We start from the raw sequence: 20,478 nt of genomic DNA, 5'->3' as shown, positions 1-20,478 counted from the left end.
TACGTGGCGCCCGGCCGCGGACGGTCAGCCGCCGAAGGCCGGGTAGGCGGGCAGGTCGGCCGCGCGCCAGTGCCCGGTCGCGGCCAGCAGCGCGCGGAAGGCGGCCGCGACGGCCGGGAGCTCACCGGCCCGCTCGAGCGCGGCGGCCGTGGTGTCCCAGCGGTAGCGGAGGATCTCGCGGATGCTGGCGACCTTCCGGGTGCGGTGCATCGGGCGGTCCTCCTCGCGGACGCGGTCGAACAGCGCCACCGTCATCGCGGCGACGAACGCCACGGTCGCGAGCCGGACGCCGGGCCGCCATACCCGGTCGTCGGCGAGCTCGGGGTACGCCGCGACGACCTCGCCGCGGTACGCCCGCTCGGCCTCCAGCGAGAACGTCTTGGGAAGGCGGAACACACACCAGCAGGTGGCGAACGGCATCCGGGTGTAGGCGGCGTCCAGGAACACCGAGTGGAAGCCGGCGCCCTCGAAGTCGATGGGCCGCAGCCCCTCGGCGGTCAGAAGGTTGTTGTCCGGGCAGATGTCGCCGGGCGAGAAGACCTGGAAGCGGTCGCCCTGGAGCGCGGTGATCGCGTCGAGACCGTCCGGCGCCGCGATGCCGAGCCCTTCCAGGAAGGCGGAGAACTTCCCGACGTACTCCTCGAGCCACGGATCCGGCGCAGTGGACAGCTCATGCCCGCGCCCGACGCTGGCGGCCGCCATCCGCCCGTAGACGGTGGCCCACTCGACGAGCGCCGTGCGAGCCTCCTTCTCGTCCCCGCCCAGCAGAACGTCTGCGAGGTTCCGTGCCGTGCCGAGGTCCTCCATGACGATCAGCCGGAGCTCGTCGTCGGCGGCCAGCAGGCGCGGGCCCAGGTCGGTGAACCGCAGTCCGCCGGACTCGGCGGCGTAGGCTCCCTGCTCCCCGTGCGCCTTGAGGATCACCGTCGCGCCGTCGTCGGCCCGGCGGACCCGCAGAACCGTGCTCCGCAGGCTGCCGCCCAGATCCACCGGACCGCTCAGCCCGGTCCCCAGCAGCATCTCGGCCGCCGAGACGATCTCCGACGTTTCCATCAGCCCCCCGTGGGTCTTCGTCAGTTCCCGGTGTTGCGCTCGTACACCAGCCGCAGCCCGACCAGCGTGAGCCACGGCTCGTGCGCGTCGATCACGTCGGACTCGTCCAGCACCAGCGACGCCAGCCCGCCGGTGGCCACCACGGTGACGTCGTCCGGGTCCTCGGCCATCTCCTCGGCCATGCGGTGCACGACGCCGTCCACCTGACCGGCGAAGCCGTACAGGATCCCGGACTGCATGCACTCGACGGTGTTCTTGCCGATGATGCTGCGCGGCTTGGTCAGCTCGATCTTCCGCAGCTGGGCCCCGCGCATGCCCAGGGCCTCGACCGATATCTCGATGCCCGGCGCTATGGCCCCGCCCAGGAACTCGCCCTTGGCCGAGACCGCGTCGAAGGAGGTCGCGGTGCCGAAGTCGACGACGATGACCGGGCCCTCGTACAGGTAGTGCGCGGCGAGGGCGTTCATGATGCGGTCGGCGCCGACCTCCTTGGGGTTGTCGACCAGGATCGGGACGCCGGTCTTCACCCCCGGTTCCACCAGCACGGTCGGTACGTCGCCGTAGTGGCGGCGGCTCATGTCCCGCATCTCGTGCAGCACCGAGGGCACCGTGGAGCAGATCGACAGGCCGGACAGGCCGCCCGGCTTGCCGGCCGTCGGGTGCTGGTTCAGCAGGCCCTGGGTCATCACCGACAGCTCGTCGGAGGTGCGCCGCGGGTCGGTGGCCACGCGCCAGTGCTCGACGATCTCCTCGCCGTCGAACAGGCCGTAGACGGTCTGGGTGTTGCCGACGTCTATGGTCAGGAGCACGGGGCTACTTCCCTTCTTCGCGGAAGTCCGAGCCGATGTCCAGGATCGGTGCCGAGTGGGTCAGCGCGCCCACCGAGATGTAGTCCACGCCGGTCTCGGCCACGGCCCGCGCCTGGTCCAGGGTCAGGCCGCCGGAGGCCTCCAGCCGGGTCCGGCCGTAGAGCTCGTTGCGCCCCGTGATCTGCACGGCGGCGCGCATCCGCTCCGGTGTGAAGTTGTCCAGCAGGATCAGCTCGGCCCCGGCCGCGAGCACGCCCGGCAGCTGGTCGAGGGAGTCGATCTCGACCTCGATCGGCAGCTCGGGGCGGGCCTTGCGGAGCGCCTCGAAGGCCTCGACGACGCCGCCGGCGGCCACCACGTGGTTGTCCTTGACCAGCCCGGCGTCGGACAGCGACATCCGGTGGTTCACACCGCCGCCGCAGCGGACCGCGTACTTCTCCAGGGCGCGCAGGCCCGGGGTGGTCTTGCGGGTGTCGCGGATCTTCGCCCCGGTGCCCTCGACCGCGTCCACCCAGAGCCGGGTCTGGCTGGCGACACCGGACAGGTGGCACAGGAGGTTGAGCGCGGTGCGCTCGCCGGTCAGCAGATCGCGGGTGCCGCCGGTGACGGTGAGCAGCACCGAGCCGGGCTCGACGCGGTCGCCGTCCCGGGCGACCCGCGTGACCTTGGCGGTGCCCTGGGAGATCAGGTCGAACACGGCGGCGGCGACCGGCACGCCGGCGGCCACGCCCGCGGCCCGCGCCGTGAAGTCGGCGGTGGCCGTGGCGGCGGCCGGGACGGTCGCCTCGGTCGTGGCGTCCGGGCCGTCGGCCAGATCCTCGTCCAGCGCCATCATGATGACCGAAACCACATAGTCCGGGTCCAGGCCGGCGTCGGCCAGGGCCTTGGCGGTCTCCGGGGACAACGAGCTCATCAGGGCCTCACTCCATCCGTCTCCGCGCTGCGCAGCGGTTGTTTCTCGGTGACCAGCCGTCCGGTGGCCGGGTCCAGGTGGTGGACCAGGCGCACCAGCCACCGGTCGGCGCTTTCCGGGAAATCCTCGCGCCAATGCGAGCCGCGTGTCTCGTTCCTCAGGGCGGCGCCCTTCACCAGGGCGCTGGCCAGCAGATGGAGGTTGGTGGCCTCCCACGCCTCCACGTGCGGGCTGTCGGCGGTCCGGGCGGCGAGCCGCTCCAGCTCGTCGGCGGTCCGGTCCAGGGACTGCGCGCTGCGCAGCACGCCGGCGCCGGTCGTCATGGTGTGCTGCACCTCGGCCATCACGCCGGGCTCCAGCAGCACGTCCTGGGCGTCGGCCGGCGCCTCGACCGGGACCGGCGTCTCGGTCCAGGGCAGCCCCTTGGCCAGGTCGGCGCCGATCCGCTCGGCGAAGACCAGGCCCTCCAGCAGCGAGTTGGACGCCAGGCGGTTGGCGCCGTGCACCCCGGTGCACGCGGCCTCGCCGCAGGCGTAGAGCCGGGGTATGGAGGTGCGGCCCCAGGTGTCGGTGCGGATGCCGCCGGAGGCGTAGTGTTCGGCCGGCGCGACCGGGATCCGGTCCTTCGCCGGGTCGATGCCGTGCTTGAGGCAGGACTCGAGGATGGTCGGGAAGCGCTGGGCCCAGAACTCCTCGGAGAACTCCGCCACGCCGGTGCGGGCGTCCAGCCACATGTGCGGCTCGCCGGTCTCGGCCATCCGCCGCATGATGCCCTTGGCGACGACGTCGCGCGGCGCCAGCTCGGCCAGCGGGTGCTGCCCGACCATGAACCGCACGCCGGCGGCGTCCACCAGGTGCGCGCCCTCGCCGCGGACCGCCTCGGAGATCAGCGGCTGCTGGCCGCGGGCCGCGCCGCCGAGCCACATCACGGTCGGGTGGAACTGCACGAACTCCAGGTCGGCCACCCGGGCGCCGGCCCGCAGCGCCATGGCCACGCCGTCGCCGGTGGCCACCGACGGGTTGGTGGTGGCGTCGAAGACCTGGCCCATGCCGCCGGTGGCCAGCACCACGGCCTTGGCGTGCACCGCGCCCACGCCGTCGCGCGCGCCCTCGCCCATGACGTGCACGGTGACGCCGGCCGCGCCGCCGTCCTCGTCCTTGAGCAGGTCCAGCACCAGCGCGTGGTCGATGACCTCGATCTCGCCGATGGTGTGCTCCAGGGCCGCGATCAGGGCCCGGGAGATCTCCTTGCCGGTGGCGTCGCCGCCGGCGTGCGCGATCCGGTCGGCCAGGTGCCCGCCCTCGCGGCCCAGCGCTATGGAGCCGTCGGCGGTCTTGTCGAACTCGGCGCCCAGGGCGATCAGGCGGCGCACCGCCGCCGGGCCCTCGGTGACCAGGATCCGCACCGCGTCCTCGTCGCAGACCCCGGCGCCGGCGACCAGGGTGTCGCGCATGTGCGCCTCGGGGCTGTCGCCGACGCCGAGCGCGGCGGCGATGCCGCCCTGGGCCCAGCGCGTCGAGCCGTCTTTCAGGCGGGCCTTCGTCACCAGCAGGACGCTGCCCGCCTGGCGCGCCGCCAGCGCCGCGGTGATGCCGGCCACGCCGGATCCCACCACGACCGTGTCCGCGTACGCCCGCCACCCCGGCCGGGGCGCCCTCAGCCGCTGGACCATCTCTCGCCCACCCGTCTCCGTACCGATCGCCGGTACCCGTCAGTTCGCGGTCACGTCGCCCCGGGTCAGGACCTCCGAGCCCGGGATCGCCTCGGCCGGATCGGCGCCCAGGGCGATGATCCGGTTCTCGGTGTCGACGTGCACCACCTTCGGCTGAAGCGTACGCGCCTCGGCGTCGTCCACTTGCATGTAGGAGATCAGGATGACGAGGTCTCCGGGGTGCACCAGGCGCGCGGCCGCGCCGTTGATGCCGATCACGCCGGTGCCGCGGGCCCCGGGTATGACGTACGTCTCCAGGCGGGCGCCGTTGTCGATGTCGACGATCGCGACCTGCTCGCCGGGCAGCAGGTCCGCGGCGTCCATCAGGTCCTCGTCGACGGTGACCGAGCCGACGTAGTGCAGGTCGGCCTGGGTGACCGTGGCCCGGTGGACCTTGGACTTGAGCATCGTGCGGTACATCAGTGCGCTCCGGGGTGTGAGGAGACGGTGAGGGTGAGGGGGACGTTGTCGATCAGGCGGGTGCCGCCGACGCGGGCCGCCATCGCGAGCACAGCATCACCTGTGAACGCTGGAGGCACCTCGGAAAAGTCCTCGGGGTCGACTAGCGCGAGGTAGTCCACGCTGAGCCGGCCGGCGGCGACGGGCTCGGCGAGCACCGCGTCCGCGGCCGCCCGGACGGCGTCGGCGCCGGCTCCCCCGGCGGCCGCGTCCCGGCCCGCGAACAGCGCCCGCGAGAGGCTGAGCGCGATGGTGCGCTCCTCGGAGCCCAGATAGCGGTTGCGGCTGGACTTGGCCAGGCCGTCGGCGTCGCGCACGGTCGGCACGCCGACGATCTCCACCGGCATGTTCAGGTCCAGCACCATGCGGCGGACCAGGGCCAGCTGCTGGGCGTCCTTCTCGCCGAAGAACGCGGCGTCCGGACGCGTCAGATTGAGGAGCTTGTTCACCACGGTGAGCACACCGGTGAAGAACCCGGGGCGGAACTCGCCCTCCAGGACCTCGCCCATCGGCCCCGGGGCGACCTTCACGATCGGCTGTCCGCCGGGGTAGACGTCGTCGACGGACGGCGCGAAGGCCACGTCCACACCGGCCTCGGCGCACAGCTTCAGATCGTCGTCGAGGGTGCGCGGGTAGCGGTCGAAGTCCTCGTTCGGGCCGAACTGCAGCGGGTTCACGAAGATGGTGGCGACGACCAGGTCGCAGTCGTGCCGGGCCTGCCGCAGCAGCTCCAGATGGCCCTCGTGCAGGGCGCCCATCGTCATCACGACGCCCCTGCGGCCGTTGGCGAAGCCGTCCAGGTAGGGCTGGAGCCCGGCCCGGGTGGAAACGAGCGCGGTCATGCGTCGGCCTCCTTGTTCAGCACTCCGAGCAGGGATTCGGCTTTCTCGGCGGACAGCTGCCCGGAGGCCAGCGCGCGGTCGGCGGTCAGCCGGCCGAGCGCGCGGTAGCCCTGGGCGGCCTGCGGGTCCTCTTTGCGGAGGACGGCCAGGTGCGCGGCCACGGTCCCGGCGTCGCCGCGGACCACGGGGCCGGTCAGGGCCAGGTCGCCGGAGCGCAGCGCGTTGTCCAGGGCGGCGCCGAGCAGCGGGCCCAGCATCCGGCCGGGCTCGCGCACTCCGGCCGCCGCCAGCAGGTCCTCGGCCTGCGCGACCAGGGTGATCAGGTAGTTGGAGCCGTAGGCCAGGGCGGCGTGGTAGAGCGGCCGGGCCGCCTCCTCTATCCACTCCGGCTCGCCGCCCATCTCCACCACCAGCGCCTCGGCGATGGGGCGCAGCGGGTCCGGGGCGGTGACGCCGAAGGAGCAGCCGGCCAGGCGCGCGACGTCCACCTCGGTGCCGGTGAAGGTCATCGCCGGGTGCAGCGCCAGCGGGAGCGCCCCGGCCCGGGTGGCGGGGTCCAGGACGGCGTACCCGTGCCGGCCGGAGGTGTGGACCAGGATGGTGCCGGGCCGCACCGAGCCGGTCGCGGCCAGGCCCTCGACCAGGCCGGGCAGTATGTCGTCGGGGACGGTGAGCAACAGCAGATCGGCGGCCCGTACCACGTCCTGCGGCGGCAGGAGCGGGACGCCGGGCAGCAGCTTGTCGGCGCGGCGGCGGGACGCCTCGGACACGCCCGAGGCGGCGACCACGCGGTGGCCGGCGCGCTGCAGGGCGGCGCCGAGGGCCGCGCCGACGCGGCCGGTGCCGACCACGCCGACCGCCAGGCGGGACTCTGCGGAATCCATGGGCTCTCGATATCTGTCGATCCAGTCCGCGGGGGTACCGGTCGTATCAAAATGATGGCGGGATCAGGGTATCCCGTCGGAGCCCGCCGGTCACCACTCGCCCACCGCGGCGCGCGGGGGACGCGGCGTTTTCCGGTATCCGAGCTGGTCTGACGGGTTCGACTTCCGTTCTGCCAAGATCTACCCATGCCACGCGACGCGGGCTCGGTCGGCGAGTTCACCCGGGAGATGCTGGGCCGTGGCCAGACCACCCTGCGCGCCGGCGTCGAGCGCTCCGTGCGGGCGCTGCGGCTGCACGGCGTGCGGCACTGGTTCCGGCGCGAGCGGGACGCGTTCCGCCAGACCCTGAAGACCGCCCTGGCCTGCGCCGTGGCCTGGGAGCTGGCCAAACACGTGATCTACCACGGCAGCCCGCAGGTGCACGCCGTCCTGGCGCCGGTCGCGGTGCTGATCACGATACAGGTGACGATCTACCAGACCTTCCGCCGCGGCCTGCAGCAGGTCGCGGCCGTGGTGCTGGGCGTGTTCGCGGCCCTGGCGCTGGCCAACTACGTCGAGCTGAGCTGGTACACGCTGTCCGTCATGGTGATCATCGCGCTGATGATCGGCCGGACGCTGCGCCTGGGCACCCAGGTCAACCAGGTCGCCACCACTTCGCTGCTGGTCTACAGCCTGGGCCGGGGCTACGGCCTGGAGCGGGTCTGGGACACGCTGATCGGCGCCGGCGTGGGGATCGTCGCGAACGCCGCGGTGGCCCCTCCGACGTACAGCGACACCGCGGCCAAGGAGCTGGCCGACCTCGCCGACGACCTGGCCCAGCTGTGCCGGGACGTGGCCATCGCGCTGCGCGACGGCACCTGGACCGCGGCCGACGCCCGCAAGTGGCTGGACCGCTCGCGCGGCCTGTTCGGCGACTCCCAGGACACCGAGGACGTCGCCGACCAGGCCGAGGAGGCGGTCCGCTACCACCCGCGCCGCTCGTCGCTGGAGGCCGAGGTGAACCGCGTGGACCAGGCCGCGATCTGCCTGAGCCACGTCGCCGCGCAGCTCAACGGCCTGCTCCGGGGCCTGTACGACCTGGCCAACGGCAACCGCGGGCTCCCGGCCACCACCGAGGTCCCCCGGGCGCTGGGGATACTGCTGCTCGACGTCGGCCGGGCCCTCAACCGCTTCGGCCGCCTCCAGATCCCGGACCGCAACAGCCGTCAGGTGCTGGAGGAGCTGAAGGTCATCATCACCGCCGCGGACGACCACCAGCTCTCGGCGATAGAGGACATGCTGCCGATAGGGGCGCACGCGGTCGAGCGCTGGTCGGTCCACGGCGCCCTGCTCGACAACGCCCGCCGGATGCTCTACGAACTGGACCCGGTGGGCGGTCCGCACACCCTCGCCATCCCGCCGATCGCGCCCGCGCCGGTGGCGAGCGCCTCGACTTAGAGATGATCAGCGTATGACTTTCCTGGACCAGGTCGACCGCACCTCGCTCGCCGCCGCCCGGCACTTCGCAGCCCACGAGGACGGCGCGGTCGTCCGTGAGGACGCCGGGCTGTTCATGGTCGCGTCGGCGTATCCGTTCGTGCGGTCGCTGTTCTACAGCTCGGCGCGCCGCTTCGACCGCGGCGTGCCGGCCGAGAAGGCGATCGCCGCCCTGCGCGCCTTCGACGACGAGCACGGCAGCCACCTGAACCTCTGGCTGTCCCTGGAAGGCGACCCGGACCTGGTGGCCGCCGCCGAAGCCGCCGGTCTGACGCGCGGCATCGAGCTCGAAGACATGGCGACCGCGACGCCCCCCGCGCTGCCCGAGCCCGCGCCCGGCGTCGAGCTGGTGCGGGTCGCGGACGCGGCGACGGCCGACGCGTTCGGCGACGTCCACCGCGCTCTGCGGGCCGAGGCCGATCAGGACCCGGAGTCGGTGCTGCACTTCGCGTCGCACGCCGTGCTCCTGGACCCCCGCGTCCACGCCTACGTCGCGTACCTGGACGGCGCTCCGGCCGCCTGCGCCATGGCCTTCCGCCACGAGGAGACCGCGGGCCTGTTCTGGGTCGCGACCAAGACCGAGGCCCGCAACCGCGGCCTCGGCGCCCTGGTCTCGGCCGCGCCGGTGCGCTCGGTGTTCCAGGACGGCGCGGAGTCGGTGACGCTGACGGCGACCGCGCTGGGCGCGCCGGTCTACCGTCGACTGGGGTTCGAGCGCTTCTCGACCCGCACTCGCTACAACTCCTGACTCCCCAGAAAACGCAGTAGGGCGCGCCCCTTATATAAGGAGCGCGCCCTGACTGTCTCGGACCGGTCGGACTACTTCAGCTTCGTCCCCACGGAACGCAGGTCCTGGCAGGCCTCGACGACGCGGGCCGCCATCGCCGCCTCCGCCGACTTGCCGTAGGTGCGCGGGTCGTAGGTCTTCTTGTTGCCGACCTCGCCGTCGACCTTCAGGACGCCGTCGTAGTTCTTGAACATGTGGTCGGCCACCGGCCGGGTGAAGGCGTACTGCGTGTCGGTGTCGATGTTCATCTTCACCACGCCGTAGTCCAGCGCCTCGCGGATCTCCTCCAGGGTGGAGCCGGAGCCGCCGTGGAAGACCAGGTCGAAGGGCTTGTCACCGTGGCCGGGGTGCTTGGCCGCGACCGCGTCCTGGATGTCCTTCAGGATGCTCGGGCGGAGCTTGACGTTGCCCGGCTTGTAGACGCCGTGCACGTTGCCGAAGGTGGCCGCCAGCAGGTAGCGGCCCTTCTCGCCCAGGCCGATGGCGTCCGCGGTGCGCAGGACGTCCTCGGCGGTGGTGTAGAGCTTCTCGTTGATCTCGTTGGCGACGCCGTCCTCCTCGCCGCCGACGACGCCGATCTCCAGCTCCATGATGATGTTCGCCGCGGCACACTTGGCGAGCAGCTCCTGCGCGATCTGCAGGTTCTCGTCCAGCGCCACCGCCGAGCCGTCCCACATGTGGGACTGGAACAGCGGGTTCTGACCGGCCTTCACGCGCTCGGCGGAGATGTCGACCAGCGGCCGCATGAAGCCGTCGAGCTTGTCCTTCGGGCAGTGGTCGGTGTGCAGGGCCACCGTGATGTCGTACTTCGCGGCCACCACGTGCGCGAATTCGGCGAGCGCGACCGAGCCGTCGACCATGTTCTTCAGCGAGCCGGACAGGTACTCCGCCCCGCCCGTGGAGACCTGGATGATGCCGTCGCTCTCGGCCTCGGCGAAGCCGCGCAGCGCGGCGTTCAGCGTCTGGGAGGAGGTCACGTTGATCGCGGGGTAGGCGAACCGGCCGGCCTTGGCCCGGTCCAGCATCTCGCGGTAGACCTCAGGGGTCGCGATAGCCATCGCTCTGTCTCCTCGGTTGGGACGGTCGCACTCGGATTAGCGCTGCTGGGGCGCAGTTTAGCGGCTTCGGTGCCGTCCGCCCGAAGCGACCGAATCGCGGTCGTCCCCGCCGGCCGCGGCGGGCGCGCCGGCCCCGGCCTTGCGGGCCTTGCGCCACTCGAAGAAGATCGGCGTGACCGAGAGCAGCACGATGACCAGCGTGATCGGGATGATGTACTTGTCGACCTTGTCGGCGCTGATCGCGTTGCTGGCCAGCCGGCCCAGCAGCAGCACACCCTCGGCCCAGATCACACCGCCGATCACGTTGGCGACGAAGAACTTCTTGGCGGGCATCTCCAGCACCCCGGCCACCGGGTTCATGAAGGTGCGCACGATCGGGATGAAGCGCGCCAGCACCACGGCCTTGGTCGGGCCGTACTTGTTGAACACGTCCTCGGCCTTGTCCACGTGCTCGCGCTTGAACAGGCGGCTGTCCGGCTTGTCGAACAGCGGCCGCCCGAAACGGGCGCCGAGGAAGTGACCCAGCTGGGCCCCGGCGACCGCGCAGACCGGCACGGCGACCATGAGCAGCGGCAGCGACAGGTGGTGGGTGTTGGTCACCCCGTCGGAGCTCTTGCCCGACAGGGTGAGCAGACCGGCGATGAACAGCAGCGAGTCGCCGGGCAGGAAGAAACCGACCATGAGGCCGGTCTCGGCGAAGATGATCGCGCAGACGCCGAGCACGGCGAAGTTGCCGAGCGCGTTGATCCAGTCCGTCGCGGAGATCGGATTGAAGGCCAGCAGGTGGGCGGCCAGGGAGGAGGTCACAGGTCGAGGCTACCTTGTCGTTACTACAGCGTGTGGCAGATGGACGGGGACGAGCCCGGGGGAACCGGGCCGGGGCGAGCCGGGACGATCCGAGACGGGCCTGGAGCGCTCCGGTCAACCCGCCAGGTGCAGCGAGCCCACCATACCCAGCAGCGCCGCGTCATAGGCGGGGTCGGATGACACCACCGTCACCACGGCGGCCTTCGGGCCGCCCGCCGTACCGCCGGCCGGGACCAGCTCCCACAGCATCGGCCGCACGCCGGAGCCCTGGTCACACGTCACCGCCCACTCGTGGTAGACGGCGGTCTGGGCCCCCGCCGAGCTCCCCGCGCCGCCCAGCACGTACTTCGCGGACGAGCGCAACGGCATGGAGTCCTGGACCTTGTCGGCGGAGCCGGGCTTGGCGGTCGGGCAGGTGATGTCCGAGGCGGCGTCCACGGCCTTCGGCCACCAGCCGGTGGCCTTGGTCGCGGTGCTGCGCGGCCACGCGTCCGAAGCGGCGTCGGACTTGAGGTACAGCGCGTCCACACCGCAGGGCAGGCCGGCGGCCGCCGCGGCGGCGCCACCTCCGGCGCCGGTGGTGCTCGCGCCGCTCGGCGCCGCGCCGGCGGCCTTGGCCTTGGGCGTGACGCACGCCGAGGTGGCGTCGAGCGGCGCGACCTGCCAGCCGTCGGCGAGCGCGAAGTGCAGCGTGGCGACCGACGTCTCGGCCGCGGCCGGCGTGGGCGTGGCACTCTGGCTGCTCTCGGTGCTCGGAGCGCCCTGCGCGCTGGGCTGGGTCGCCTGGGTGTCCGGCGCGGCCGCGGTCGACGGGGCCGTGGAACCGGGCACCGAGGTCCCGCCGGACCCCGCGCCGACGGTGTTGCTCTTGTCGTCCGGCAGCTGGGCCCCCACGAAAACGCCGCCGACCAGCGCGGCGGCGACGGTGGCGGGCACCAGGAACCGTCGCCAGGACCACAGCCCGGCGCGCTTGGCCTTCAGTCCCGCGGTGTGCTCGTTCGGCGGGATGCCGGGCCGGAGCGTGGAATGCGTGACGAGTTCGCTGCGCGCGGTCAGTGCGGCGCGCAGTCTCGTCTCGATCTCTAGCTCGTCCCGCTGTTCCACAGCCCGCACCCCAAAGTGTTGACACCCGCAAAGATTCCGGCAGGTAGACGCACGAGGCGCCCTTCCGGTTGCGTCGGTTCGGCAAAGAGTCCGTGCCGAACCGCCCGCCCCTTTCTCAAGTACTACACGCCCAGGTCGTCCAACGTATAGGCCGTGTAGTAAGGAAGCTGTTCGGCCGCGATCGCCTCGGCGGCCCCGGTGGCCCGGTCCACGATGGTGGCCACCGCCACCACCTCGGCGCCGGCCTCGCGGAGCGCGCGCACCGCCTCCAGCGGCGAACCGCCGGTGGTCGAGGTGTCCTCGACGGCCAGCACCCGGCGGCCGGCCACCTCCGGGCCCTCGATGCGGCGCTGCATGCCGTGCGCCTTGGCGGTCTTGCGGACGACGAACGCGTCCAGGGCCCGGCCCTGCGCGGCCGCGGCGTGCAGCATCGCCCCGGCCACCGGGTCCGCGCCCATGGTCAGGCCGCCGACCGCGTCGAACTCCAGGTCCTTGGTGAGCTCCAGCATCGTGATGCCGACCAGCGGAGCCGCGGCGCCGTCCAGAGTGATCCGGCGCAGGTCGAGGTACCAGTCGGCCTTCAGACCGGAGGAAAGGGTGACTTCTCCGCGCACCACCGCCTTGGCCTGGATCTCCTTGAGGAGGGCTTCGCGGGCGGGGCTGGGCTGGGCGACGATCGGCGCGTGAGACATGTCCTTAAGGGTACTAAGGGTAGCCGCCGCGTCGCCGCCCAGGACTGCCTCTCGCCTCAGGCGGCGGACTACGCCTAGGCTCGACCGGGTGAGCGCGGTGTCCGTGCCGTGGCCGAAGCTGTCTAGTTGTCTGCTTTTGGGAGCCGTCCGTGGCGATGATGTGTGCCGTCAGCTTCACCCGCTATGGCCGTCTCTATTACTACGCGCCGGGACCGATCACCCCGCGGGTCGGGGACAAGGTGCTGGTCCCGACCTCCGCCGGACCCGAGGTCGCCGAGTGCATCTGGGCGCCGCAGTGGGTGGACACGTATGAGGACGCGGAGATCGGCGGCCTGGAGGACCTGGTCGGCTTCGCGAGCCCGGACGACCTGGCGCGCGACGAGCGCGGCCGGGAGCGGCGGGCCCGGGCACGCGTGGTGGCCAAGCGCCAGATCCGCGAGCAGGGCCTGCCGATGAAGGTCGTCGGCGTGGACTACGTGGAGGCCGAGAAGCAGATCACCGTGTACTTCTCCGCGCCGCAGTACGTCGACTTCCGCGAGCTGGTGCGGACGCTGGCCCGGGAACTGGACGCGCGGATCGAGCTGCGGCAGCTGGGCGCCCGGGACGAGGCGCGGATCCAGGGCGGGATCGGCCCGTGCGGACGCGACACGTGCTGCTCGACGTTCCTGAAGGACTTCGAGCCGGTGTCGGTGCGGATGGCCAAGGACCAGGACCTGCCGGTGAACCCGCTGAAGATCTCGGGGGCGTGCGGACGGCTGATGTGCTGCCTGAAGTACGAGCACCCGTTGTACATCGACACGAAGGCGAACGCCCCGGCGCGCGGAGAGAAGGTGATGACACCGGAGGGGCCGGGACGGGTGGTCGGGCTGAACGTGCCGTCGGAGACGGTGAAGGTGCGGCTGGACGAGACCGGCCGCACGTGCTCGTGCTCGCTCGCCTCGGTTTGCGGATCGCGGCAGGAGTACGAGTCGTCCCGTAAAGACGGCTCCATGAGGTGGGACGCTGAGGACGATGCTGCTGGCCAGTAGCGCTCTGCGCGTGCGGGACTGAACCACTCGCGACTTAAGGGACTTTCAGCCCTATTTTGGCCGCGACCGCCGTGCGACGGTGAGTGGGAGACCGCAGTTTCGATCACGCCCTGTAGCCGTCGTGTGGCGGCCCAGGTGGTCGTCGACCCGAGGCGGTCATCGTCGGAGGGCGCGCTATGCGGGCGACAGACGACGCTCCACAACAGCCATCTCACGGGCGCTCGGCCGCGGACCAGAAGGCCGCCGTAGACAAGTCATCGCACCGCAGCATGGCGCCGCATCGGCCCGAGTTCCAGCGGACTCGGCGAGCGACCAAGTGGGCGAAGGCGAAGTATGCCGGGTCCTGGGCTGAGGATCTGTGGGATCGGCTCGGTGCCATCGATTTCATGAATCAGGCCATGTTGCTGGCGGCCATCCTGTTGTTGTGCGCCATTCCCTTCATGCTGATCGCGGCGGCTCTGGCGGGACGATCGGCGGTGTCGGGGCTGGCGGTGCGGTTGGGACTGAGCCAGCAGGCCGCCGAAGACGTCGGCCACCTGTTCACCTCCTCCGAGGCGACTCGCGCGGAGGTCACGGGCCTGTCGTGGCTGTTCTTCGTCCTCGGCGGGGTCGCCGCGGCCAGCTCGATCCAGGTCCTGTACCAGCGGGTGTTCCACCTGCCGTCGCGGGGCGCGCTGGACAGGCTGCTCGCCCTGATCTGGCTGGCGCTGGCCGTCGGCTGGTTCTTTGTAGAGACCTCGATGGAACAGCCCTTCCACAAGAGCGCGCCGGTGCTGTGGTGGATCGTCAACGTCCCGGCCTTGTGCGGCTTCTGGTGGTTCACAATGTGGTTCCTGCTGGCCAAACGGGTGGCCTGGCGGCAGCTGCTGCCGTGCGCCGTGTTCACGGGCCTGTTCTGGGTCGGCATGCTGGTGGTGTTCCACATCATCTTCTCCGGCATGGTCACCGGCTACTACCGGGAGTACGGGGCGATCGGCGTGGTGTTCGCGCTCATGTCGTTCCTGATCGCGGTGGGGGTCGTGATCATCCTGGGAGCGGCCTGCGGCATGGTGTGGCGCGAGCGCGACATGTCCTTCCGGGCCGCCGCCGCGAAACGGCGGAGACCGTCATGAACGCCGGCGGCGGAACGGCGCCCCGACCCTCGCTCCGGGCGGTCACCTGGACCGCCGTGCGTGCCACCGGATCGACAGCCGGGCTGGTGACCTTGTATTACCTGATGCCGCTGGACCACACCTCGGCACCCCTGGCCCTGACCATTCTGCTCATCGGACTGGTGGGGTTCACCGCCCTGGTCGCGAGTCAAGTGACCGTGATCGTCCGTTCCGGCCATCCCGCACTCCGCGCCGCCGAGGCGCTGGCCATCACCGTGCCCTTCTTCGTACTGCTGTTCGCCGGCACCTACGTGGCGCTGGCCAACCTCTCGCCCGCCAGCTTCGGCATCCACCTCACCCACACGGACGGGCTCTACTTCACCGTCAGCGTGTTCTCCACCGTCGGCTTCGGCGACATCACGGCGAAGACCGAGACCGCGCGGTTGCTGGTCACCGTCCAGATGCTCGCCGACCTGATCATCATCGGCTTGGCCGTCAGGGTGATCCTGCGCGCGGTCGACCGCGGCCGCCGGCGCCGCACAGCACGAGACGGTTCGGTCCACGACGAATGAACCGATGATCGGCGCCTGCCACGATGCGGTGGGACGCGGAGTAGCTCTGGTGTGGAATCGGACGTTTGTGGATAGCAACCCACACAACTATCCGTACCGTATATAGCGCACCCCTGAGGTAATGCGTAGAAGGAGAGCCACCCGTGAACCCGAGTCCGACAACACGGCGGGCCCTGGCGTTGACCGCCGCCGGCGCTCTCCTGACCACCGGGTGCGGCGGGAGTACGCACGCGACGCAGAAGGCTTCGGCGCCGGGCGGACGCGGCAGCTCCACGGGCTCCGCCGCTTCGGCGCGTGCCGCCGGGGACGCGATCCCGGCGGACCTGAAGCGGTTCTACGACCAGAAGCCGAACTGGAAGCCGTGTGTGACGGACACCAGCGGACCGGGGTGGACGTGCGCGAAAGTCGACGTGCCGCTGGACTACTCCGACCCCGCGAAGGGGTCGACGTATGTGATGGTGACACGGCGCGCGGCGACCGGGCCCGCGAACCAGCGGGTGGGCTCCCTGCTGCTGAACCCCGGCGGTCCGGGCGGCGCGGGGATCGAGTACGCGCAGGACCCGGAGGTCGTCACGAAGAACATCTCCGCGCACTACGACCTCGTCGGCTTCGACCCGCGCGGCGTCGGCCAGTCCGATCCGGTCCGGTGCTTATCAGACGACCCGAAGGCCATGGACGCGTTCGTGGCCACCGACCCGATGCCCCGCACCGAAGCGCAGGTCGCCGAGGTCGTGAAGCAGGCGAAGACGATCGGCGCCGCGTGCCAGGACAAGTCGGGCCGCATCCTCCCCTACGTCGGCACCCCTAACGCGGCCCGCGACATGGACGTCATCCGCGGCGTCCTGGGCGACGACAAGCTGCACTACCTGGGCAAGTCCTACGGCACCTACCTGGGCGCCGTCTACGCCGGCCTCTTCCCCCAGCGCACCGGCCGCCTGGTCCTCGACGGCGCGATCGACCCCACCCTCTCCGCCAAACAGATGAACATCGCCCAGGCCCAGGGCTTCGAGAAACTCATCCGCGAATTCGCCACCGACTGCACCACCAAGCCGAAATGCCCCCTCGGCACCGACCCGAACAAAGCCGTCGGCAAACTGATGAGCTACCTCCAGTCCCTCCAAGACCACCCAGCCTCCACCCGCGACGGCGACCGCACAGTGAACTACGCCCTAGGCCTGACCGCAGTCCTCCAAGTCATGTACGTCCCCCAGTACTGGAGCGACCTCCGCGAAGCCCTCAGCGCCGCCATGGCCGGCGACGGCAGCCGCCTCCTCCAGTGGGCCGACCTCTACAACGACCGCACCAACGGCGTCTACGACAACCAAACCGACGCCAACATCGCCATCAACTGCCTGGACCGCCCCGACCCCGACGCCCGATCAGCCCAGCAAATCCAGGACAAAGAAATCCCGGACTACAAATCCCAAGCCCCCCTCCTCGGCGAAATGCTGGCCTGGGCCGACCTCTCCTGCGCCACCTGGCCCACCAAACCCCAAACCACCCCCGCCCCCATCACCGCCCCAGGCAGCGCCCCCATCCTGGTCGTAGGCACCAAAGACGACCCCGCCACCCCCTACCCCTGGGCCCAAGGCCTGGCCAAACAACTCCAGAACGGCCACCTCCTCACCTTCACAGGCAGCGGCCACACCGCCTACACCCGCGGCTCCCAGTGCATCGACAACGCAGTGGACGCCTACCTCCTCCAAGGCACCGTCCCCGCCAACGGAATCACTTGTGACGTCAACCCCTAGCGTCAGGTACACTCGTGCACCGGCCCGCGGTGCATGCTGACGGGTCGGGCCTCCTTAGCTCAGTCGGCCAGAGCGACGCACTCGTAATGCGTAGGTCGTCGGTTCGATTCCGACAGGAGGCTCTTCCTAGAGGCCAGGTCAGAGACTTCTGACCTGGCCTTTTAGCATCTCCGGCGACGCATCGCCTCGCCGAGCAGACCCCCTCGCATAGCCTGGTCCCATGAGCGGCGACTACCGAGTGAAGCGGGCATATGACGCACCGTCGAAGGCTGACGGGAAGCGGGTTCTGGTGGATCGGTTGTGGCCTCGGGGGGTGCGCAAGGAGGAAGCGGAGCTCGATGAGTGGGCTAAGGATGCGACGCCCTCGAATGAGCTGCGGAAGTGGTACCACGAGAACCCGGATGGGTATCCGGTGTTCGTGGAGCGGTACGACGCCGAGTTGGAGGGGGAGCCGCAGCGGAAGGCGATGGAGCAGGTACGGGCGTTGCATGCCGAGCACACCGTCACGCTTGTCACCGCTGCTAAGGACGTTGAGAGCTCGCATGTGCCGGTGTTGCTGCGGCGCCTTGAGGAAGGGGCGTAGGGGGTCGGCGTCGGGGGTGTTAGGGCCCTGCGGTACAAAGGAATCCGGAGGGAATGCCATGAGATTCCAGACGCAGGTTGACATCGACGCTGGCGTTGAAGCGGTGTGGCGGGTCCTCACCGATGTGGAGGACTGGCCTAAATGGACTGCCTCCATGACCTCTGTGCAGCGCCTTGAGCGGGGAGAGCTCGGGGTCGGGAGTAGTGCGCGGGTGGTGCAGCCGAAGCTGAAGGCCGCCGTTTACACCGTCACGGAATGTGAGCCGGGGAAGTCCTTCACGTGGGAGATGAAGACCACCGGGGTGAAGGTGCGGGCTGGGCATGACCTGGAGGATCTGGGTGGGGGCCGGACGCGGATGGTCCTCAGTGTGGAGCAGTCCGGGGCGTTGAGTGGGCTTGTCGCTGCCCTGTTCGGGAAGCGCGCTCGAGAGTACGTCAGCATGGAGGCCCAGGGCCTCAAGAAGGCGGCGGAGTCGCTCGCGACGGGCACGGGGGCGGAGTAGCGACGGGGCCGGGTTAGTGGCCCGGGGCCGCAGAGTCTTCCTCAGTTCACCGTGGCCGTCGTGTCGAGCTGCCAGCTGCTCGAGCCGATGTCGTAGTCGTAGATCGGGCGTCCCTTGGCGCCGCTGGTCTGGAACGGTCGGCCGTGGTCGTCGATCCGCACGGTTCCGCTGCGGTCCCCGCTGCTCCAGTCCAGCTCCAGGTACCAGCTGACGTTCGACGACATGGCGTGCGCGTAGACGGTCAGCACCTGCGGGTCGGTCTTGGAGACCTTGAAGGGGAAGTCCACCGCGGGGACCACTGTGTCGCCTTCTGCGCCGGCTTTGGCGTGGACGAGCGGTCGGTCGGCGTCGAGGTTCACGTCGAACGAGGCTGGTACCAGGCCACCACCGCAGCCCGACGCCATCGAGTAAGCCGACCACGGCAGCGATGCCGCCTTGCTCATGGTGCGGACATGGAGGGAGTGCAGGACCACGGTGTCGCTGGACACTCCCTGCACCGCCAGTTCCAGCTTCATCGTCCCGGCGGGCACGGCCCCGAGAGCCTTGGCCCACCCCCGTGCGTCCTGCTCGGCGGGCGGCGGCGGGACTTCAGACGGCTTTCGGTTGAGGAGGTACCACTGCCCGCACTTGTCCTCCCACTGGTAGGGGCGAATATCTACCGATATGGGGACGGGGAGGGAAGACGAAGAAGAGGGAGAGGTAGGAGGAGCAGGTGTAACTGAAGCGCTGAGGGAAGGAGAAGCCGCCGGAGAAGTAGTTGGAGAAGTGACCGGGGAAGAAGAGGGCGCGGAAGGTGAAGAAGTCCCGGCCCCTGCCGCATCCGACGCCCCGGACGACCCCGACGCCGCGAAAGCCACCCCCGCCACCACCGCTCCGACCCCCAGCACCGCGACCACCGCGAGCGCGGGAAGCAGTCTGCGTAGTGGCTCCGGCCGTTGCTCTGGTCCTGGTTCCGGTCCTGGTTCCGGTCGTGATTCCGATCGAGGCGCCAGCTGAGGCTCCATAGAAGCGCCCAGTCGCGGTTCCAAAGGCGCCGGCACTGGCGACTCGCGGGGAATCTCCACCACAGCAGGAGCCACCTCAGCGCCCGTTGAGGAACGCCCCTCCACCGCCGCCATCCACAGCCGGTAAAGCTCGGCCATCTCCGCCTGCGTGGCGCCCGTCAGTCGTGCGAACTTCTCGATCGTCGCGTACTCCGGAGGGACAGACTCGCCGCGCACATACCGGTGCAGTGTCGACGTCCCCACGTGCAGGCGCTTGGCGAGGACCCCGTAGCTGAGCTCGGAACGTTCCTTCAGCGTCGCCAGCAGTTCTGCGAAACCGCCCGTCCCCGAGGCCACGCGGCCCACCTCCCGTCCCGGATCCGCGTCCCATCCCCTGCGTGAATCCGCAGCTCATGGTACGGGAATGCGTCCCACCCCCGGCAGAAGACTGTTCCACCCCCGGTGCGGGCCGTTCTGGAACGGACAGGCTTCCGAGCCATGACGAACCGCATCGCCACCCGGAATACGAATCTGCTCGCCGTCGCCGCGATCGCCGCGTCCGCCCTCGTCGGGTTGACGGCGTGTGCCAGCGGAGCCAAGCCGTCCCAGGCCGACGCCGGCTCGCCGACCGTCACCGCCGTCGGCGCGCCGAGCACCGGGCAGTCGGCCACCGGGGCGTCGCAGTCGCCCGCGGGGAGCCCGGCGACCACGACGGGTCCGAGCCGGGGGCAGACTCAGACCGCATCCCAGCCGTCCGCCCCGAAGTCCACGCCCAAGTCCAGCCCCAAGACTTCCGCCAAGAAGTCCGCCCCGCCCTCCGGCCTCGCCGCCGACTGCACTCCCGGCCAGCTCAAGGCCACCGTCACCGCACTCACCCGTCCCATCAACCACGTCCTCCTCACCGTCACCAACACCGGCAACGCCGCCTGCAGCGTGTACTACTACCCCGGCCTGCGCTTCGACGCCGATCAGCAGGCCGAGACCCAGGCCGTGGAGGACAGCAAGCCCCAGGCCGTCATCACGATCGCCCCGGGGGAGTCCGGCTACGCCGCCATCGGTACCTCGGCGGCCGACGGCTCGGGTGGTGGTGGGAAGGTCGAGAAGCAGGTCGAGGTGTTCCTGGAATCCCGCGACCAGTCCGGGTCCCTGCCCGGGTCGCTGGTCCTGCCCCTGCCGGCCGGCACCTACGTCGACGGGAGCGCCTTCGTCACCTACTGGCAGTCCGACCTGCAGAGCGCCATCGTCTGGTGACGCGGGGCGGCCCTCGCCGGGTCCGCGGGCGGCCCGTCCGGTCGTCCGCAGACCCGGTGTTCCGACGGCGCGCAGAATCACCCGCGCCGTCGAACCGTCAGCGCCACCGGCCTGCTTGTCA

At 70.6% G+C, this 20,478-nt stretch carries 21 protein-coding genes, 1 tRNA gene and 1 pseudogene; 10 read left to right on the top strand and 13 right to left on the bottom strand.

From position 1 onward, the window contains the following. Positions 1-24: 24 nt before the first annotated feature. From ABD466_RS30095 to ABD466_RS30065, 7 genes are read right to left on the bottom strand one after another with little or no spacing between them, the layout of a single operon-like run. Positions 25-1,053 carry a hypothetical protein gene (locus ABD466_RS30095; RefSeq protein ID WP_344660585.1) on the bottom strand — a complete coding sequence of 343 codons (1,029 nt, stop codon included), beginning with the start codon at positions 1,051-1,053 and terminating at the stop codon, positions 25-27. A 20-nt stretch (positions 1,054-1,073) separates the two neighbouring features. Further along, positions 1,074-1,862 (bottom strand): type III pantothenate kinase, encoded by a 789-nt coding sequence (locus ABD466_RS30090; RefSeq protein WP_344660584.1) that lies wholly within the window; start codon positions 1,860-1,862, stop codon positions 1,074-1,076. A gap of 4 nt (positions 1,863-1,866) precedes the next feature. After that, complete coding sequence (nadC, locus tag ABD466_RS30085) at positions 1,867-2,775, bottom strand: carboxylating nicotinate-nucleotide diphosphorylase (protein ID WP_344660583.1); 909 nt, start codon at positions 2,773-2,775, stop codon at positions 1,867-1,869. Beyond that, the gene (locus ABD466_RS30080; protein WP_344660582.1) at positions 2,775-4,448 is read right to left on the bottom strand and encodes an L-aspartate oxidase; all 1,674 of its coding nucleotides are present in this window, start codon (positions 4,446-4,448) and stop codon (positions 2,775-2,777) included. The genes nadC and ABD466_RS30080 overlap by 1 nt, the downstream gene beginning before the upstream one ends. A gap of 39 nt (positions 4,449-4,487) precedes the next feature. Further along, the gene (panD, locus tag ABD466_RS30075) at positions 4,488-4,907 is read right to left on the bottom strand and encodes an aspartate 1-decarboxylase (RefSeq protein ID WP_344660581.1); all 420 of its coding nucleotides are present in this window, start codon (positions 4,905-4,907) and stop codon (positions 4,488-4,490) included. Continuing rightward, on the bottom strand, positions 4,907-5,788 hold the full coding sequence (gene panC, locus ABD466_RS30070) for a pantoate--beta-alanine ligase (RefSeq protein WP_344660580.1): 882 nt from the start codon (positions 5,786-5,788) through the stop codon (positions 4,907-4,909). The genes panD and panC overlap by 1 nt, the downstream gene beginning before the upstream one ends. After that, complete coding sequence (locus ABD466_RS30065; RefSeq protein ID WP_344660579.1) at positions 5,785-6,672, bottom strand: Rossmann-like and DUF2520 domain-containing protein; 888 nt, start codon at positions 6,670-6,672, stop codon at positions 5,785-5,787. The genes panC and ABD466_RS30065 overlap by 4 nt, the downstream gene beginning before the upstream one ends. Positions 6,673-6,858: 186 nt before the next feature. On the opposite strand from ABD466_RS30065, the gene ABD466_RS30060 reads away from it, so the two are divergent. Together ABD466_RS30060 and ABD466_RS30055 are read left to right on the top strand one after the other, a co-directional pair. Next, positions 6,859-8,109, top strand: coding sequence for an FUSC family protein (locus tag ABD466_RS30060; protein WP_344660578.1), 1,251 nt, complete (start codon positions 6,859-6,861; stop codon positions 8,107-8,109). A gap of 13 nt (positions 8,110-8,122) precedes the next feature. After that, a complete protein-coding gene (locus tag ABD466_RS30055) occupies positions 8,123-8,896 on the top strand; it encodes a GNAT family N-acetyltransferase (protein ID WP_344660577.1) in 774 nt (257 codons plus the stop codon). Positions 8,897-8,967: 71 nt separating this feature from the next. Here ABD466_RS30055 and fbaA read toward each other — a convergent pair whose 3' ends face one another. From fbaA to pyrE, 4 genes are all read right to left on the bottom strand, one after another. After that, a complete protein-coding gene (gene fbaA / locus ABD466_RS30050) occupies positions 8,968-9,993 on the bottom strand; it encodes a class II fructose-bisphosphate aldolase (protein ID WP_344660576.1) in 1,026 nt (341 codons plus the stop codon). A gap of 57 nt (positions 9,994-10,050) precedes the next feature. Beyond that, entirely contained in the window at positions 10,051-10,800 is a 750-nt protein-coding gene (locus ABD466_RS30045) for a DedA family protein (RefSeq protein ID WP_344660575.1), read from the bottom strand. Between the two features lie 114 nt (positions 10,801-10,914). Then, the gene (locus tag ABD466_RS30040) at positions 10,915-11,904 is read right to left on the bottom strand and encodes a hypothetical protein (protein ID WP_344660574.1); all 990 of its coding nucleotides are present in this window, start codon (positions 11,902-11,904) and stop codon (positions 10,915-10,917) included. 122 nt (positions 11,905-12,026) lie between these two features. Beyond that, positions 12,027-12,596 (bottom strand): orotate phosphoribosyltransferase, encoded by a 570-nt coding sequence (pyrE, locus tag ABD466_RS30035; protein ID WP_344660573.1) that lies wholly within the window; start codon positions 12,594-12,596, stop codon positions 12,027-12,029. 155 nt (positions 12,597-12,751) lie between these two features. Here pyrE and ABD466_RS30030 point away from each other — a divergent pair, with 155 nt between their 5' ends. The 7 genes from ABD466_RS30030 (at position 12,752) to ABD466_RS30000 (ending at position 18,123) form a co-directional block, all read left to right on the top strand. Then, positions 12,752-13,624, top strand: a complete 873-nt coding sequence (locus tag ABD466_RS30030; protein ID WP_344660629.1) for a PSP1 domain-containing protein — start codon at positions 12,752-12,754, stop codon at positions 13,622-13,624. A 386-nt stretch (positions 13,625-14,010) separates the two neighbouring features. Further along, positions 14,011-14,736: a YhjD/YihY/BrkB family envelope integrity protein gene (locus ABD466_RS30025; RefSeq protein WP_344660572.1), complete on the top strand. Its 726-nt coding sequence runs from the start codon at positions 14,011-14,013 to the stop codon at positions 14,734-14,736. Beyond that, positions 14,733-15,287, top strand: coding sequence for a potassium channel family protein (locus ABD466_RS30020; protein WP_344660571.1), 555 nt, complete (start codon positions 14,733-14,735; stop codon positions 15,285-15,287). Before ABD466_RS30025 ends, ABD466_RS30020 begins: the two co-directional genes overlap by 4 nt. Before the next feature lie 143 nt (positions 15,288-15,430). Next, positions 15,431-17,038, top strand: coding sequence for an alpha/beta hydrolase (locus tag ABD466_RS30015; protein ID WP_344660570.1), 1,608 nt, complete (start codon positions 15,431-15,433; stop codon positions 17,036-17,038). A 48-nt stretch (positions 17,039-17,086) separates the two neighbouring features. After that, a tRNA-Thr gene (locus ABD466_RS30010) sits at positions 17,087-17,160 on the top strand. 98 nt (positions 17,161-17,258) lie between these two features. Beyond that, positions 17,259-17,621 (top strand): DUF488 domain-containing protein, encoded by a 363-nt coding sequence (locus tag ABD466_RS30005; RefSeq protein ID WP_344660569.1) that lies wholly within the window; start codon positions 17,259-17,261, stop codon positions 17,619-17,621. A gap of 58 nt (positions 17,622-17,679) precedes the next feature. Continuing rightward, positions 17,680-18,123: an SRPBCC family protein gene (locus tag ABD466_RS30000; protein WP_344660568.1), complete on the top strand. Its 444-nt coding sequence runs from the start codon at positions 17,680-17,682 to the stop codon at positions 18,121-18,123. 41 nt (positions 18,124-18,164) lie between these two features. Here ABD466_RS30000 and ABD466_RS29995 read toward each other — a convergent pair whose 3' ends face one another. Together ABD466_RS29995 and ABD466_RS29990 are read right to left on the bottom strand one after the other, a co-directional pair. Next, complete coding sequence (locus ABD466_RS29995) at positions 18,165-18,653, bottom strand: hypothetical protein (RefSeq protein ID WP_344660632.1); 489 nt, start codon at positions 18,651-18,653, stop codon at positions 18,165-18,167. Between the two features lie 612 nt (positions 18,654-19,265). Continuing rightward, positions 19,266-19,463, bottom strand: a pseudogene (locus tag ABD466_RS29990) (helix-turn-helix domain-containing protein); the annotation flags it as partial. 141 nt (positions 19,464-19,604) lie between these two features. On the opposite strand from ABD466_RS29990, the gene ABD466_RS29985 reads away from it, so the two are divergent. Then, positions 19,605-20,357, top strand: a complete 753-nt coding sequence (locus ABD466_RS29985; protein WP_344660567.1) for a DUF4232 domain-containing protein — start codon at positions 19,605-19,607, stop codon at positions 20,355-20,357. Positions 20,358-20,478: the final 121 nt, after the last annotated feature.

The organism is Catenulispora subtropica, assembly GCF_039531675.1.
Taxonomy (GTDB): domain Bacteria; phylum Actinomycetota; class Actinomycetes; order Streptomycetales; family Catenulisporaceae; genus Catenulispora; species Catenulispora subtropica.
This window is presented reverse-complemented; position numbering and strand designations above follow the sequence as displayed.

Bases quoted from the DNA above. Each gene is read 5' to 3' on its own strand.
- ABD466_RS30065 (WP_344660579.1), bottom strand. From the start codon at position 6,672: ATGGATTCCGCAGAGTCCCGCCTGGCGGTCGGCGTGGTCGGCACCGGC.
- ABD466_RS30030 (WP_344660629.1), top strand. From the start codon at position 12,752: ATGATGTGTGCCGTCAGCTTCACCCGCTATGGCCGTCTCTATTACTAC.
- ABD466_RS30095 (WP_344660585.1), bottom strand. From the start codon at position 1,053: ATGGAAACGTCGGAGATCGTCTCGGCGGCCGAGATGCTGCTGGGGACC.
- nadC (WP_344660583.1), bottom strand. From the start codon at position 2,775: ATGAGCTCGTTGTCCCCGGAGACCGCCAAGGCCCTGGCCGACGCCGGC.
- ABD466_RS30020 (WP_344660571.1), top strand. From the start codon at position 14,733: ATGAACGCCGGCGGCGGAACGGCGCCCCGACCCTCGCTCCGGGCGGTC.
- ABD466_RS30000 (WP_344660568.1), top strand. From the start codon at position 17,680: ATGAGATTCCAGACGCAGGTTGACATCGACGCTGGCGTTGAAGCGGTG.
- ABD466_RS30005 (WP_344660569.1), top strand. From the start codon at position 17,259: ATGAGCGGCGACTACCGAGTGAAGCGGGCATATGACGCACCGTCGAAG.
- ABD466_RS30055 (WP_344660577.1), top strand. From the start codon at position 8,123: ATGACTTTCCTGGACCAGGTCGACCGCACCTCGCTCGCCGCCGCCCGG.
- ABD466_RS30025 (WP_344660572.1), top strand. From the start codon at position 14,011: ATGAATCAGGCCATGTTGCTGGCGGCCATCCTGTTGTTGTGCGCCATT.
- panD (WP_344660581.1), bottom strand. From the start codon at position 4,907: ATGTACCGCACGATGCTCAAGTCCAAGGTCCACCGGGCCACGGTCACC.
- pyrE (WP_344660573.1), bottom strand. From the start codon at position 12,596: ATGTCTCACGCGCCGATCGTCGCCCAGCCCAGCCCCGCCCGCGAAGCC.
- panC (WP_344660580.1), bottom strand. From the start codon at position 5,788: ATGACCGCGCTCGTTTCCACCCGGGCCGGGCTCCAGCCCTACCTGGAC.
- fbaA (WP_344660576.1), bottom strand. From the start codon at position 9,993: ATGGCTATCGCGACCCCTGAGGTCTACCGCGAGATGCTGGACCGGGCC.
- ABD466_RS30080 (WP_344660582.1), bottom strand. From the start codon at position 4,448: ATGGTCCAGCGGCTGAGGGCGCCCCGGCCGGGGTGGCGGGCGTACGCG.
- ABD466_RS29985 (WP_344660567.1), top strand. From the start codon at position 19,605: ATGACGAACCGCATCGCCACCCGGAATACGAATCTGCTCGCCGTCGCC.
- ABD466_RS30060 (WP_344660578.1), top strand. From the start codon at position 6,859: ATGCCACGCGACGCGGGCTCGGTCGGCGAGTTCACCCGGGAGATGCTG.